Here is a 15,637-nt window from a genome sequence, read left to right as displayed (position 1 = left end):
GCAACGCACCCGGCAACCGACGGCAACCTTCGTACATCCTGCGGAAACACATCGACCATGTGGGCGTCGGCTGCTGCTGCGGCCGCCCCTCCGATGTGGGAGGGAATGTCGTCGCTGTCAAGGAGGACCGCGCATGTCACGCCACTCTGTCTCCCGTACGAACTTCACCCCCACCCGTCGAACCGTCGCGCTCGGCGGCACTGCCGCGCTCGCCGCAACTGCCTTGGCCGCCTGCAATCCCGGCGGCTCCGGCGGCAGTGGCGGCGGAGCCGAGGACGCCGCTCCGGTCGCGGAGCAGGACACCGCCGAGTTCGCCGGCAAGACTCTCAGCTATCTCTACTTCACCGACGGGCCCGACGAGCAGGCGACCCGTGACCTGATTGCACAGTTCGAGACGGAGTACGACGTCACCGTCGAGCTCGAGATCGTGCCCTTCTCCGACATCACCACCACCCTGCAGGCCCGCCTCTCCGGCGATCAGGCCCCGGATGTCGCCCGCGTCGCCGCCACAGCACCCTTCGCCGGCGATCTGCTGCTGCTGGACGACTACCTCGGCGCGGACTACCTCTCGGAGTTCACCGAGGGGGTCCAGGTGGGGATGACCGACGCCGATGGCAAGATCCAGGCCATCGCCTCGGACCTCACCCAGAACGGCCCCTTCGTGAACACGGACCTGTTCGAGCAGGCCGGCGTCGCCCTGCCGGAGGCCTGGACCTGGGAGGAGATGGTCGACCTTGCCACCCAGGTGCAGGAGGCCACCGGCACCGAGTTCGCCTTCGCGATGGACAAGTCCGGACACCGGCTGTCCACGCTCCTGTCCCAGGGCGGCACCTACCTGGTCCAGGACGGCACCAGCTCGCTGGACCCGGCTGCGGCGGCCACCGCTCTGCAGCCGCTGGTGGACATGATCGAGGCCGGGACCTCCCCCGCCGACTTCTGGCTCGACTCGGGGGCCAAGTACCAGGGCGCCAACGAGGTGTTCCTGGCCCAGCAGACCCCGGTCTACCTCTCGGGCAACTGGCAGGTCGCCCAGTTCGACGCGAATGCGGAGTTCGGCTGGGCGACTATGCCCAACCCCACCCAGGTCGCCGGCGGCGGGTTCCCCGGAGGAAAATTCATGGTCGGTTTCACCGCCGGCCCGGAGAACCAGCTGGCTGCGACGTTCCTGCAGTTCATGAACTCGACTGAGTCGCAGGAAGCGTTCATCACCGCCTCGGCGTTCATGCCCACCCGCGCCGATCTCACCGAGTCCGGGGTCGAGTATCCGGTGCGCAACGAGGAGATGGGAGTGTTCGTCACCGACCTCGGCGAGACCCCGGCCGAGGCCTACGCCGCCTGCTATGACCCGAACTTCGATGCCGCGGCGCAGGAGTTCATCTCTGAGTTCGCCGAGGTCATCGCTGGGAACAAGGATCTCGCCACCGCGATGGAGGATCTGCGCACCTCGATCGACTCGATCGTGGAGCAGGCCTGATGTCCGTGACCACGGCACCCGCGCCCGTCCGGAGCCCCCGGCGCCGGCGGGTGCCGTGGTCGCTGCGGGCGGCTCCCTATCTGTTCCTGCTGCCGAACATGGTCATCTTCGGCCTGTTCACGATCTATCCCGCCTTCAGCGGTCTGAACATCTCGCTGTACAGCTCCCGCAACGGCCGCACTTTCGAATGGGCGGGCCTGGGCAACTACGAGCGGATCTTCGCGGACGACGACTTCTTCCAGGCGATGTTCAACACGATCCTCTTCGTGATCGCCTTCGTGGGGCTCTCGGTGATCATCTCCGTGCTGCTCTCGGTGCAGCTCAACGCTCAGAAGATCGGCAAGTCCTTCTTCCGTTCGGTGTTCTTCCTGCCAGTGCTGCTGAGCCCGGTGGTGGTGGGCATCGTCTGGCGATGGCTGCTGGAGCGGAACGGCGGCCTGGTCAACGCCGCCCTCGAGGCGATCGGCATCGGGCAGGTCCCATGGCTGGTCGATCCGAACCTCGCGCTGCTGAGCGTGGTCGCCGTGAGCCTGTGGGTCAACGTCGGCTTCTACACGATGATTCTGCTGGCGGGTCTGCAGTCGATCGACCCCAACCTCTACGAGGCCGCGAGCCTGGACGGCGCCAGCCCGACACGCCAGTTCCAGCACATCACCTGGCCGATGCTGGCCCCGACCACGATGGTGGTGCTGATCCTGTCCACGATCCACGGCTTCCAGGCCTTCGACGTCATCTACAACCTCACCGGCGGCGGGCCGGTGGGCGCCACGACCCTGCTGGTGCAGTACGTCTACGACAACGCCTTCGGCCCCCAGATGCAGTACGGGATGGCGGCAGCCGGCTCCGTGGTGCTGTTCGCGGTGGTCATGGGCTTCACGGTGCTCAACTGGTTGCTGGGCCGACGCGCGGAAGCGGTGTGATCCGATCATGAACACAACCTCTGCCAAACCCACCACCTGGACCTCGACCTCCCGTACCCGGGTGCGTCCCCGAGACGTGGTGCGCACCGTCAATCTCACCGCGCTCGCGCTGCTGGTGCTGATCCCGCTGCTGTGGACGGTGCTCGGCTCCTTCAAGAGCCCCTCGGAGCTCGCCCAGCGCCCGCCCACGCTGCTGCCACAGCAGTGGCATCCGGAGAACTACGTCGAGGCGCTCACCGGCTTCGACATGCTGCGGTATCTCACCAACAGCGTGATCGTGGTGGTCGTCACGACCATCCTGACCCTCGCGGTCAACTCGATGGCCGCCTACGCGCTCTCGCGATACAACTTCCGAGGCCGGGACCTGCTGTTCCTGGTCACGCTCGCGACGATCATGGTGCCCCTGCAGGTCATCCTCATCCCCGTCTACCAGGTGACCGCGTCTCTGGGACTGACGAACTCGCTGTGGGGCGTGATCCTGCCAGCCATCGCCACCCCCACCGGAGTGTTCCTGCTGCGCCAGTACATGCTCACGATCCCCGACGAGCTCATCGACTCTGCCAGGGTGGACGGAGCACGCGAGTTCGGGATCTTCTGGCGGGTGGTGCTGCCGCTGTGCAAGCCGGCCCTCGCGGTACTGGCGATCTTCTCGGTGCTGTGGCGGTGGAACGACTTCCTGTGGCCCCTGGTGGTCACCAATGAGGCCACCCGCACCCTGCCGGTGGCGCTGCAACGATTCGCCAGTCAGGAGGTCGTGCCCTTCAACCTGGTGCTCGCAATCTCGGTGGTCTCGATGATTCCCGTGCTGATCTGCTTCCTAGTCTTCCAGAAGCAGATCGTCCAGGGGATCGCCGCCTCCGGCATGAAATGACCTCCCGGGTGCGGAGATCACGAGAGCATCTCCGCTCCCGAGACGTGCCTGCGGGAACACGGTTTCAATGGAAGAATGCTCGCGGCAAGCCTGTACTTACCTGAGGGGGACTCATGGAACTGTTCGTACCCGTCGTCGGCGTCATCGTCGTCGTGGCGGTCGTCCTGCTGATCGCACTGATCATCCTGATACGCAGCTACCGGATCGCGGCGCCCAACGAGGCGCTGATCATCACCGGCCGCAACGCGAAGACCAGCCCCACCGGCGACATCGATCTCGAATCCGGCAGTGCTCGGGTGATCATCGGCGGCCGCGCGATCGTGCGCCCGATCTTCGACCGTGCCTTCGTGCTGAGCCTGAGCTCGCGCCAGATCCCGGTCGAGGTCGACGGCTACTCGATGAACGGCATCTTCCTGCGCCTGCGCGGGGTGGCGCAGGTCAAGGTCGGTGGCAACATCGACGACGTCCGCAAGGCTTCGCAGCGCTTCCTCGACCAGCAGCAGCAGATCGACCACTACACCCAGGAGATCCTCTCCGGCACCCTGCGCGCTGTGGTCGGCACCCTGAGCGTCGAGCAGATCATCCGTGACCGTGCGTCCTTCGCCTCCCAGGTGCAGGCCGAGTCCGAGCATTCGATGAACAACCAGGGTCTGGTCATCGACACCTTCCAGATCTCCGCCATCGAGGATGACGGCTCCTACCTGCGGGACTGGGGACGCCCGGAGGCAGCACTGGTCGCCAAGCGTGCCGCGATCGCCGAATCGGACGCGAACCGCGAGTCGACCCAGGCCAGCAACCTCAACCTCCAGCAGGAGGCCGAGTCCAAGCAGGCCTTCGACCTCCGCAATGCGGAGATCAAGGAGGAGACCGACGCTCGGCAGGCCGTCGCCGATGCGTCCGGTCCGCTCGCCCGTGCTGCCCAGCAGCAGCGGATCATCGAGCAGGAAGAGATGATCGCGGTCCGCAACAACGACCTGCGCGAGAAGCAGCTGGTCGCCGAGGTTCACAAGCCGGCCGAGGCCAAGCGCTACGCCGAGCAGCAGGATGCGGACTCCAAGAAGTACACGCGCATCGCCGAGTCGGAGGCCCAGCTGACCGACGAGCGCAACCGCGCCGAGTCCCGCAAGGTCACCGCGGACGCCGAAGCCCACGCCATCGAGGCCCGCGGCCGCGCCGAGGCCGAGGTCGAGCTGCAGCGTCGCTCCAAGGACGCCGAGGCTGTTCGGCTCGAAGGCCAGGCAGAGGCCGACGCCCTGCGTGCCAAGGGCGAGGCCGAGGGTGCGGCAATCCGCGCCAAGGGCGACGCCGAGGCGGAGACCACTCGTGCTCGCGCCGAGGCCTACAAGCAGTTCAACGACGCCGCGGTGCTCAACCAGGTGCTCGAGGTCCTGCCTGCCGTCGCGAACGAGCTGGCAGCCCCGTACTCGAACATCTCCAACCTGTCGGTGTTCTCCACCGACGGCGAGGCGAAGATCGGACAGAACATCTCGGTGGGCCTCGCCCAGGTGCTCGACATGGTCAAGTCCACCACCGGGGTCGACTTCCAGGACACCCTCAAGCGCGCCGCCGACGGCGGTCGCGTGGTGCGTGAGCAGGCTGAGCACACGGAGGGCGCCTCGCGCACCGTCCCGTCGGCCGCTGCTGGCACCGACGCTGAGTCCGGCTCCGGCTCTGACGCCGACGCCGGCTCCGACAGCAAGGCCTGATTCGTCGGAGCGATTCTCCTGAGCGCCCCGGTCCCTCCACGCGGAGGGGTCGGGGCGCTCTGCTGTCCGGGCAGCTCCGGGCGCTTAGCTGTCCGGGAAGCTCCCTGCTCCGCAACCTGCTGTTCACCAGCAGGTTTCCCGGGGTCTCAGCAGGCCGGTAGTCCTTCCTCTGCCGCCTCGAGGAGCTCTAGGGTGGAGCCATCTGGCGAGACGGTACGCACCGTTCGCCGCCCCACGCGAGTCAAGAAGAGGCCCTCCCCCATGAAAATCGGAATCCTGACCTCCGGCGGCGACTGCCCCGGCCTGAACGCCGTCATCCGCGGCGCGGTGATCAAGGGCGACAAGTACTTCGAGGACGAGTTCATCGGGTTCAAGGACGGCTGGCGGGGCGTGATCGAGAACGAGTGGATGACGCTCCCCCGCCGGCGGGTGCGCGGCATCGGGCGCATCGGCGGGACCATCCTGGGGACCTCGCGTTCCAACCCCTTCGCCGACGGCGAGGACGGCGCCGAGCTCGTGCGCCGCCATCTGGACGAGAATGACATGGACGCGATCATCGCGATCGGCGGCGATGGCACCCTGTTCACCGCGAACCGGCTCTTCGAGGCAGGCATCCCGGTGGTCGGGGTGCCGAAGACCGTCGACAACGACCTCGACGCGACCGACTACACCTTCGGCTTCAACACGGCGGTGGAGATCGCCACCGAGTCGTTGGACCGGCTGCGCGTGACCGGGGACTCCCACCATCGCTGCATGGTCGCCGAGGTGATGGGGCGCAGCGTGGGCTGGATCGCCCTGCACTCGGGGATGGCCGCGGGAGCGCACGTGATCTGCCTGCCGGAGTTCCCCCTGTCCCTCGACGAGATCTGCGCGCATGTGAAGTCAGCCTTCGACCGTGGCCGAGCCCCGCTGGTGGTGGTCGCGGAGGGATTCGTCCCCCGGGATGCCCCTGAGGACTTCATGAAATACGACCTCGACGAGTTCGGGCGGCCGCGCTTCGGCGGGGTGGCCGAGGTGCTGGCCCCGCTGATCGAAGAGCGGCTCGGCATCGAGTCCCGAGCCACAGTGCTGGGCCATATCCAGCGCGGCGGCGAGCCGACCGGCTATGACCGGGTGCTCGCCACCCGGCTCGGCACCGCTGCCGTGGATCTGGTCCACGAGGGCGGCTTCGGTCGGATGGTCGCGCTGCGCGGCACCGAGATCGTGAACGTCCCGCTCACCGAGGCGATCGACAGCGTCAAGCGGGTGCCGGAGCCCCGCTGGCGCGAAGCCGAGGTGCTGTTCGGCTAGCGCAGGAGCGCCGCCACAGCATCCTCGAGGTGGGGGTACCGGAACTGGAAGCCGACGTCGTCCAGCACGCGCGACGTGGCGTGGCGTCCGGTGAGCCCCAGTGCGGGGTCGGTGCGCAGCAGCGCCGCGCCCAGCCGCAGCAGCGGCGCCGGGGTGGGGAGGCCGAACGGCCGGCCGACGGCTCGGCGCAGGGTGCGCATCAGCTCGGCGTTCTGCACCGGGTGCGGGGCAGAGGCGATGACGATCCCGGCGGGCAGCCCCGGCTGTTCGAGTCCGAGTGACGCGAGCACGATCCGCACCCAGTCCTCGACGTGGATCCAGCTCACCCATTGCCGTCCGGTACCCACCGCCCCGCCGAGGCCCCAGCGGGCCAGCAGCAGCAGTCGATCGAGAGCCGGGGTCCCTGCCTCCAGCACGATGCCGGTGCGCAGCACCACCTGGTGATCGCAGCGCGCGCCGTCCAGAGCGTGCTCCCACCGCTCCGCGACTCCGGTCATCTGCGGCAGGCCGACAGGCACAGTGCTCGTCTCGTCCAGTCGCTGCTCGCCGGCATCGGACCAGATCGCTGTCGTGGAGGCCTGGACCCAGTGCTCCAGTGGGTGTTCGAGCTGACGGGAGGCCTCGACCAGCGCGATGGTCGCCTCGACCCGGGAGCGGGTGAGGTCGGCGATGTTCTCCGGCGTGGGCCGGGCGTCCACGAGCCTGCCCGCCAGATTGACCACCGCGGTTCCCGGCGCATCCAGCTCGCTCTTCCACGGGCCCACGGTCCGTGCGTCCCAGAGCACATCACGCACCCCGCGATGCTGATCAGGTGGACCTGGGCGCGGCGAACGGGTCAGGATCACCACGTCGTGGCCACGCTTCACGAGCGTCGTGCTCAGCGCGCGGCCCAGAGTGCCGGAACCGCCGGCGATGACGATGCGCATCGTGCCGCTCAGTTCTGCTGGGACGAGCGGTCAGCGCCGATCTCGCCCAGCAGGGATTTCGCGTAGGAGGCGTGCACGGATTCCTCGTCGGAGGGGTGGTACATGCCGGCCCGCACGTCACGGGAGAGGCGCTCGAGCTCGTTGCGGCGGAAGTACTGCGCCCCGCCGCTGGCCCTCAGCACCTGGTCCACTGCCCGGATCGCCGTCTCGGTGGCGCGGGATTTCACGCCAGAGAAATGCAGGAACCAGCGCGGGCCGTGGTCGGTGAGTCCCGGGCCCTGCTGCCCCGTTCCCAGGGCATCGAGATCTGCCATCACCTTCTCGATCTGCAGGATCACGCCGTCCACGCCGATCGCAGCGTCGGCCAGGCGCCAGCGGATGTCGGGGTCATCGGCGTGGACGATGCCCTTGGTGGCGTTGCGGCGGGTGGTCGCGATCTGGGCGCCCACGGTGATCGCGCGTTCGGCGATGCCGGTGTACACCGAGGCGATCAGCAGCTCGAAGGCACCGAAGATCCCCCTCACGAAGGGGTCCGGGTTCGGGCCGACGGGGGTGGTGGTCAGCACCCGGTCCGGCGCAAGCGGTACCGCATGGAGCTCGGTGGTGCGGGACTGGGAAGCGCGCATGCCGTGGGTGTCCCAGTCATCGAGCACCTGGACCGCCTCGCTGCGCTCGATCACTCCGAAGACGAGCTGCGGATCTGCTTCGGGGGCCTCGGCGATGCGGCCATGCACCACCAGCCGTTCCCAGACCGGGGCGAGGGAGGTGAAGATCTTGGTGCCGGTGAGGTGGAAGCCGCCGCCCGGCTGCTGCTCGGCGAAGGTGGAGGAGTCGAAGAGCATCGCGTCGTTGCCGGGCTCGGAGATCCCGAAGGCGAACAGCTTCTCCGCAGCAGCGTCCTCGAGGATGGTGCGCACGGACTCCACGCCGAGCTGATGAGCATGCAGCGCCGCACCGGTGACCACGAGATGCATGTTCATCGACAGGGCCGTGGCCGGTGCCGCCTGGGCCAGGCGGCGCTGGATCCGTGAGGCCTGCAGCAGGGAGGCACCGAGCCCGCCGAGCTCGGTGGGCACCAGCAGGCGAAGGTAGCCCCGGGCCCGTAGATCCGCGAGGTCGTCCTCGGGGAAGGTGTTCTCCCGGTCATGGGTCACCGCGCGTTCGCGCAAGGTGCCCAGCAGCGCGTCCGGCAGGAAGGTGTCGGAGGCGAGAGCGGGGTCTGCGGCGTCGGGGATCTCGGAGGCGTTCATGACCCCACGCTAGAGCACCCGCGCTGAGTGCGTCTGCCCCGTCAGACGACGGCGAGCGCGCTGTACTTCCCCTCCGCGTCCACTCCCCGGATGAAGAACTGCACCTCACCCGTGGGATCGTAGGGCAGCGTGAAGGCACCGGTGCCTCCGGTCGAGGTCCAGGCGTACTTCTCGGTGCTGCGCCATTCGTAGTCGACTGCCCCGAAGTCCGTGGGCTGAGGCGTGATCCTGTCCCCGGTCTGGAAGGGGGCGCCTTTCTCGATCCCGATGCTGATCGGTTCGTACGGGACATCGCCCCAGGCGGGGGTGGTGAAGGTGTGGGAGCTGCTCTCGCTCCTCAGGCCCTTCTCGTTCACCGAATAGGCCGTGACGGTGTAGGTGGTCGCTTCGGCGGGTTCGCAGGTGGTGTTCATGTTCGATGAGCTCACCACTGTCCGATTGCAGGACAGGTTCTTCGGCTCGACGACGACGTGCTTGAACGGGACGCCTCCGGAATCCACCGGTCTGGTGAAGTAGACCGCGATCCGGCAGTTCCCCGGCGAATGGCAGATGAATCCGGAGTCGTCGGATCTGATGACCGGCGCGCCGGGCCTGGTGTACGGGGTGACGGAAGCCGACGGGGCGGAAGGTGCGCTCTCCCCGCCCGTGAAGCGGTTGCGGGCCTGCACGGTGAAGCGATATGCGGTGCCGTTGTCCAGACCACTGATCAGCACCGCCTCGATCCCACCGTCGACCGTCTTCGAGCCACCGTCCCAGCGGATCACGTACTCCTTGATCGGGGTCCCGTTGTCCTCGGCGTATTTCCAGGACACCGCGGCGGTGCCGTTCGGCCCCTCCCCCTCCCCCTCGCTGGGCAGGGTCGCGGTGACCTGGGTGGGGGCCTCGGGCACCGCGAAGGGCACCACCTCGTTCGAGGAGGCGGAGACCGCACCGCGGCCCACCGAGTTCACGGCGGTCACGGTGAAGCTGAAGCCGCTGTTGGGATCCAGGCCGCGGAAGGTGTGCGAGGTGGCATCTGCGTCCGCGTTCTCGCTGGTCCCGTCCGAGCCGGTGACGATATAGGAGGTGACATCCTCGCCGTTGGCGGTGTCGTCATCCGCCGCGGGCCAGCTGACCTTGATCCCTCCGCCCAGCGGATCGTTGATCCGTTCGGCGGTGACCTTCCCCGGCAGCTGCTTGGGCACACCCGCCGGGTGCTCCGGGGATGACCAGGCGGACCAGTCCGAGGGCTCCTCGGAGAGGTTGCTGGCACGCACCCGGAAGCGGTGGACCTCTCCGTTGCGCAGAGGCTCCCAGAGCACCTGCGTAGTCGCAGCCTCCACGGTGCGTTCCTTGAGCTCCCCGCTCTTGCTGACCTGCTTCTGGAGCGTGTACTCCTGGAGGGCGGAGCCCTTGTTCTCCGGTGCACGCCAGTCCACCGTGAGCGCACCATCGCCGCGGGTGACGGCGGGCGCTGCGGGCGTCTCCGGCCGCACGTCCGGGGTGGCCGGGGCCGAGGGCGCCGAGATCGGTGAGTCCCCGACCTCGTTGTGCGCGGTGACCTGGAAGGTGTATTCGCTGCCGTTGGCAAGGCCGGTCAGGGTGCAGGAGGTCGAGGGGCACTCCTGGGTCACCGCCGGGCCGGTAGCCGAGGTGACGGTGTACCCGGTGATCGGGGCGCCGTTGTCATCCCCAGCGGTGAACACCAGTTCGACGCTCCCGTCCCCGACCTGGCCGATCCGTGGGACCGACGGTGCGGCAGGCTTGCCGCGCACGGTCGCGAGGATCTCACCGCTGACCCGACGCTCCGGGTCCCCGGTCGTGTCCTCCACGGTGTAGGACGCACTGAGCACTCCGGAGAAGTCTGCGTCCGGGGTGATCACCACCTCCTCGCCGCTGACGTCGACCGCCCCCTCTCCGTTGATCAGCTGCGCCGAGACCAGGCTGAGCGGATCACTGGGGAAGGGATTGGAGTCATTGGCCAGCACCGGCAGGGAGGCTGTGCTGCCGGCGTCGATCTCTGCGTTGTCGAGCACGGCGGCGGGCAGCGGCCGCTTGCTCCCGCCGACGAGGACCTGGAAGACAGCAGGCACCGGGTCGGTGCTGCCATCGGTCACCGTGACCGAAAACTCGGCGATGTCTCCGCGCACCGCCTCTGCTGAGGCGCTGGCGGTGAGGGTGCTCCCGTCGACATCGACGCTCACCCCGGTGGGAAGCTCTGCCTCGCCGAGCGCGAACTGGAGGTCGTCCCCGTCCGGGTCCTCAGCGGCGGTGGTCAGGTCGAAGGTGGTCGCGGACCCGCCCTGCTCGAGCTCGAGCGATGCGCCGCGGAAGGTGGGTGGGAGGTTCGTGTCCCCCGGCAGCACGTCGATGGGGATCACCAGCTGGCCGGTCGCGGCGGTGGCGTCGCCGGCCTGCCCGTCGGAGACTTCGAGGGAGATCGAATCTCGACCAGCGTAGTCCGCGGCGGGCCGGTAGAGCAGGGTGCTCTGGTCCGCGACGAGCTGGCTTCCATCGGTGTGCTCTGCGCTGACCGTGGCCGGGTCGAGGATCTGTGCGCCGGCTGCACCGGGGCGCACCCTCACCAGCAGGGGGTCGCTCAGATCGATGCTGAGCTCGCTGCCCGCGACCACCTCGAGGGTGCCGCCGGCCCACACCGGGGCGATCATCGCGGTGCCGGGCACCCAGACATAGCCGGTGGAGGACTGCCCGTCGACGTCGGTGATGGTGTAGCGCAGCCGCTGCTGCTCCGCGGTGGGCACCAGGGTCAGGACTCCTGACTCGTTCACCACAGCGTCCTGGCCACCCTCGCTGCCGTCGCCGCCGACCAGCTCGACCTCGAGGTCGTTGACGCTGCCGTCCGGATCGCGGTCGTTCGCCAGCAGGTCGACCTTGATCTCGCTCATCGCCGGGTCCAGGACGTCTCCGGGGTCCACGAAATCATCGGTCGCGACCGGTGCCCGCAGCGGCGCATTCGGATCCACCTTCACGGTGAGGGCGGCGGCGCTGCTGAGCTGCCCATCAGAGATCTCGTAGAGCACCGGGTGGGTCCCTGCCTCGGCAGGCGTCACCACCGTGAGCTGGTCAATGCGCTCCCCCTCAGCCGGTGGGACCACCTCGAGGCCGGTGGTGGAGATGACAGCCTCATGCACCAGCGCCAGGGTGTCCCCCTCGGGATCGGAGTCGTTCTCGAGCACGGGGACCTGGACCTCGCGCTCGGGCCGGACATCGATCACATCATCCACCGCGTACGGCGGCTGGTTCTGCGCCGACGGGGCGGCGATGCCGACGAGCACCTCGGCGGTGCCCACGGCACCGAAGCGGTCCATGACCTGGTAGCGGAAGCGGTCGGTGCCCACCGATCCCTCGAAGGGCACATATTCGATCCATTGGCCGGTGGCGCTGGTGACCTCGCCGAGCTCGGGGGCGGGCGCCGAGACGCCCATCAGCATCACCGAGTCGCCGTCGGGGTCGATGTCGGTGGTGGAGACCAGGATCCGCACCGGGGCACCCGCCACGGCTCGGGCGACCAGGTTCTTCGGGCGGGGCGGAGCATTGGAGGCATCGGCGGGGACGATCCGCACGGTCAGCCGGGCCGCACCACTGCGCCCGGTATCGTCCACCACCTCATAGGTGAGGGTCGCCTCGCCGCTCGCGTCGGGGGCCGCGGAGAATCGGATCTGCTGGTCGTGGGGCTCGGCATGGCCGAGACTCTCGGAACCCTCAGTCCCGGTGAGATCGCCGAGGTGCAGGTCCGAGTTCGTGGGAGAGAGGTCGTTGTCGAGCACGTCGACCAGGACCATGTCGCCGGCACGCACCACGGCCTCGTCCGGGGCGCCGACGGGGTTGGCGAACTGGGTGTCGGTGCGGGCGAGCATCACGCGGAGGGTGCCGGTGGAGCTGCCGGTCGAATTGGCGACCTCGTAGGTCAGCGGCACCGGCTCCTCGGTAACCTCCGCCCCGGGGGATGCCTCGACCCGTACCAGGTGGTGGCCCACCACGGTCGCCTTCAGCCCGCTGCCTTCGGGAACTGTCACCGAGCCCAGCACGAGCACCCCGCCGGTCGGGTCCACGTCGTTCTCCAGCGGATCCAGCAGAGAGTCGCCACCGGTGGTGACCAGCCCCATGTCATCCACGGCGATCGGCAGCATCGCATCGCGGCCCGGGGGGACCACGTCGATCCGGATCAGACCACGCGAGCTGGCCGCTGGAGCGGAGACCGTGTAGCCGGCGTAGTAGGTCCCCTCGGCCCCGCTGACGCTCACGGAACCGGTGACAAGATCCGCATCGGTCTCGAGCCCCTCGACCTCGTCGACGTGGGTGAGCTCGAGCGAGCCGCCGGCGGGATTGATGTCATTGGCCAAGGGCGCGAAGGTCGCCGACCGGCCGGCGACGACCTGCACATGATCCGTGGTGGTGATCGGTGCGAGCTCCGGATCGGTCACCGCCTCCACCTCGAGGACGTCCTCAGAGGTCATGCCGTGCTCATCACGGAAGGTGAGGGTGACCTGCTTGGCTCCGACCACCAGTCCGGCATCGTCGATCGTGACGGTGCCGTCGGCGCGGAAGCTGACAAGATCCTCCGGGGCGATGCTGGCATCGGCGAGATAGAAGGCATCGCCCTCCTGATCCTCCCAGTACGGCAGCACGTTCAACGTGACGGTGCTGCCCGAGAGCACCTGCACTCGGGGGATGACCTGATCGGCGGGAACCGGGGCGGTGTTCTGCGACGGCGTGTGCACCGTGAGGGTGACGGTCGCAGTGTCCGTGCCGCCGCGGCCGTCCTCCACCTGGTAGGTGAAGCTGGAGGTACCGCTCGCGGAGTCGTCGACCGCGATCTGGAGCTGCGTGCCACCGCGGATGGGGGTGACGGCACCGATGCCGGGCTGTTCGCCGCTGAGCTCAGCGAGCAGCACGTCGCCATCGGGGTCGGTGTCGTTGCGGGTCACCGGCAGCACCACGTTCGCCCCGGGGCGCACCCCGTAGTCGTCGTCATTGGCGGTCGGAGGGCGGTTCTCCTGGTCGCGGTCCGCTTCGACGTCGGTGATGGTGGAGGTGACGGTCTCGATCTCCTTCTCTTCGTCGTTCTGCTGGATGTCCTGCGTGATCACCCAGTCATCGACCATGGTCATGTCATCCCGGATCATCCAGGAGAGACCGCCGATGTGATCGTTGAGGACCACCAGGTCGCGGTTGACCCGCAGCACCAGCTCGGCGGAGGCCGTCGCCTCCGGCACCACCTCCGAGACCGGCTCCGCCCCCTCGCAGAGGCGGAGATAGCGCAGCGAGCCGTTCCAGGCGCCGTAAGCGCAGCCGCCGACCTGTGCGGGAGCGGCCGGGGTGCCGGTCCCGCCCGCAGGATGCGCGACGGGCGTGCCGCCGTCCAGCGGGACCTGGAGCAGCGAGTCCGTGGTCGCGAGCAGCACCTGGTCGGAGTCCTCGCCGGGTTGCTGGAGGGCGACGCCGCTCGCGTCGGTGACTCCGCTGGAAGTGAGGTCGACGGTGCGCGCCGGGGTGCCGAGGTGCAGCAGCCTCTGCTCCCGGTCCAGCACCACCGGCTGCTCTCCGACCGCGGTGAGGGCGACCGAGCCCTCCTTCGTGGAGATGCCGCTGAGGGTGACCGGATCCCGCGTCTCGGGCTTCGCGGTGTCCACACTGCGCGGGAAGGTGAGCAGCTGGTCGCCATCGAGCACGAACACGGTGCCGGAGGTGGTGACGGTGACCTGGATGGCGGAGCCCCCGGCCTCGTGCACGGGCTCGACCCCGCTCGGGGTGAAGGCGGCGGCCTGCTCCGGGGTCAGGATCCAGACCCTGCCGTCTGCCGCGGCGATCGCGACCCGGTCCCCGCCGAGTGCGAGGGCGGAATCCGGCGGCAGCTCGACCACGCCACCCCGCAGCACGGAGGCGGTGTTCAGGACGCTGTAACCACGGCCCCCGGCGGCGAGGACGACGTATCCCGACTGCACGATGTCAAGGTCGTCCCCGGTCAGCGAGAGGCGGGCGTCCAGCTCCTCGGCATCGACGTTCAAGCGGCCGACGGCCCCCTCGGAGCTGTTGGTGATCCAGACTCCGCCGTTGGAGACGTCGATGTCGGAGGACTGCAGTCCGGGATAGCGCAGCGCGAAGGCTGTGAGCACGAGGGCGAGCAGGGTGATCACCGCGCTCGAGGCAGCAGTGATGCGGCGTCGACGTGCGGCTGCGGCCCTGGCGCTCACTGCGGTATTCCTCCCCCGCCGCAGGTCATCCCCGGCGGCCCCCCGTCCGGACGCCTGCCTGCGGCCGTCACATCCTATCGCCCGCTCGTGCCGGTGGAGCAGCGCTGACCGTCATGCTCGGCGTCGACGCACCTGCGCCGGCTCCTCAGCACCGCGCCTCGCTGCCCGTCGGGTCTCCCCCACCACTCAGCGGGGCAAGCTCACCGTCGCGACCACGGCCCGATGGTCCGAGGACCCTCGGGCCTCCACGATGACGGCGCCAGCCTCGATCTCGCCACGTGCCCAGAGCGAGTCGATGCGCCGCACGGGGAGACGCGCAGGATGGGTCGCGAGCCTCATCCTGCGCAGCCGCGTCATGACGGCATCGAGCCGCGCGCGCACCGGCGAGCGCCAGCTCTTCTGCTGGACGGCCACGTCTCTCCAGCCGGTGGCGGCGAGCGCGGCCAGCTCAGACGCGGAAGGGTCGGCGTTCATGTCCCCCATCAGCAGCGCTGGCCCGTCGAGATCCTCGGCGAGGCGCACTATGCCCTGCACCTGAGCGGTGCGGTGCGCGCGGCTGGCGTTGTCGAGGTGGGTCACCAGGACGTCGAGCTCCTGGTTCCCCGGCCCGCGGACCCGCGCGTGGAGCACGCCGCGGGTCTCCATCGGTGGCTCGCAGCCCGGGTGGGCGGCCAGCAGGTGCACGGCGTGGGAGAGGATCTGGTAGCGGGTCAGGAGCGCGAGCCCGTAGCGACGGTGCGGCGTCCCCACGGTGGCGGGCGGGAGTTCGAGGGCGGCACCGAAGCAGACCTGCATTCCCAGCAGCTCGCCGAGGCGTGCCGCCTGGTCCTCATGCCCGGAGCGGGGACCGAATCGCTGGTCCACCTCCTGCAGGCCGATCACGTCCGCGTCGAGCGCCGCGATCTCCCGGGCGGTGCGTGCAAGATCCACTCGGCCGTCGTCGCCGAGCCCGTGGCGGATGTTGTAGGTCGCCACCCGCCACGTGCTCACCGCGTCACCTGCCCCT

9 protein-coding genes are annotated in these 15,637 nt (G+C 68.9%); 5 read left to right on the top strand and 4 right to left on the bottom strand.

Annotated features, from left to right (window positions below):
• Positions 1 to 133 precede the first annotated feature (133 nt).
• The 5 genes from ABD893_RS16460 to ABD893_RS16440 all read left to right on the top strand — a co-directional run bounded on the left by ABD893_RS16460 (position 134) and on the right by ABD893_RS16440 (position 6,261).
• A complete protein-coding gene (locus ABD893_RS16460; RefSeq protein WP_345082876.1) occupies positions 134 to 1,474 on the top strand; it encodes an ABC transporter substrate-binding protein in 1,341 nt (446 codons plus the stop codon).
• The gene (locus tag ABD893_RS16455) at positions 1,474 to 2,394 is read left to right on the top strand and encodes a carbohydrate ABC transporter permease (protein ID WP_345082873.1); all 921 of its coding nucleotides are present in this window, start codon (positions 1,474 to 1,476) and stop codon (positions 2,392 to 2,394) included. The genes ABD893_RS16460 and ABD893_RS16455 overlap by 1 nt, the downstream gene beginning before the upstream one ends.
• 7 nt (positions 2,395 to 2,401) lie before the next feature.
• Positions 2,402 to 3,265: a carbohydrate ABC transporter permease gene (locus ABD893_RS16450; RefSeq protein ID WP_345082870.1), complete on the top strand. Its 864-nt coding sequence runs from the start codon at positions 2,402 to 2,404 to the stop codon at positions 3,263 to 3,265.
• Between the two features lie 113 nt (positions 3,266 to 3,378).
• Positions 3,379 to 4,971, top strand: a complete 1,593-nt coding sequence (locus ABD893_RS16445; protein ID WP_345082868.1) for a flotillin family protein — start codon at positions 3,379 to 3,381, stop codon at positions 4,969 to 4,971.
• A gap of 261 nt (positions 4,972 to 5,232) precedes the next feature.
• A complete protein-coding gene (locus tag ABD893_RS16440; RefSeq protein WP_345082864.1) occupies positions 5,233 to 6,261 on the top strand; it encodes an ATP-dependent 6-phosphofructokinase in 1,029 nt (342 codons plus the stop codon).
• Here the strand turns inward: ABD893_RS16440 and ABD893_RS16435 are convergent.
• The 4 genes from ABD893_RS16435 to ABD893_RS16420 all read right to left on the bottom strand — a co-directional run bounded on the left by ABD893_RS16435 (position 6,258) and on the right by ABD893_RS16420 (position 15,621).
• A complete protein-coding gene (locus tag ABD893_RS16435; RefSeq protein ID WP_345082861.1) occupies positions 6,258 to 7,187 on the bottom strand; it encodes an epimerase in 930 nt (309 codons plus the stop codon). The two genes, ABD893_RS16440 and ABD893_RS16435, sit on opposite strands and share 4 nt — an antisense overlap.
• 8 nt (positions 7,188 to 7,195) lie before the next feature.
• A complete protein-coding gene (locus ABD893_RS16430) occupies positions 7,196 to 8,437 on the bottom strand; it encodes an acyl-CoA dehydrogenase family protein (RefSeq protein ID WP_345082858.1) in 1,242 nt (413 codons plus the stop codon).
• A gap of 41 nt (positions 8,438 to 8,478) precedes the next feature.
• A complete protein-coding gene (locus ABD893_RS16425; protein ID WP_345082855.1) occupies positions 8,479 to 14,631 on the bottom strand; it encodes an Ig-like domain-containing protein in 6,153 nt (2,050 codons plus the stop codon).
• A gap of 186 nt (positions 14,632 to 14,817) precedes the next feature.
• Positions 14,818 to 15,621 (bottom strand): endonuclease/exonuclease/phosphatase family protein, encoded by an 804-nt coding sequence (locus ABD893_RS16420; protein WP_345082852.1) that lies wholly within the window; start codon positions 15,619 to 15,621, stop codon positions 14,818 to 14,820.
• Between the last annotated feature and the right edge of the window lie 16 nt (positions 15,622 to 15,637).

It is taken from the genome of Brachybacterium paraconglomeratum, assembly GCF_039541415.1.
Lineage (GTDB): Bacteria > Actinomycetota > Actinomycetes > Actinomycetales > Dermabacteraceae > Brachybacterium > Brachybacterium paraconglomeratum_A.
This window is presented reverse-complemented; position numbering and strand designations above follow the sequence as displayed.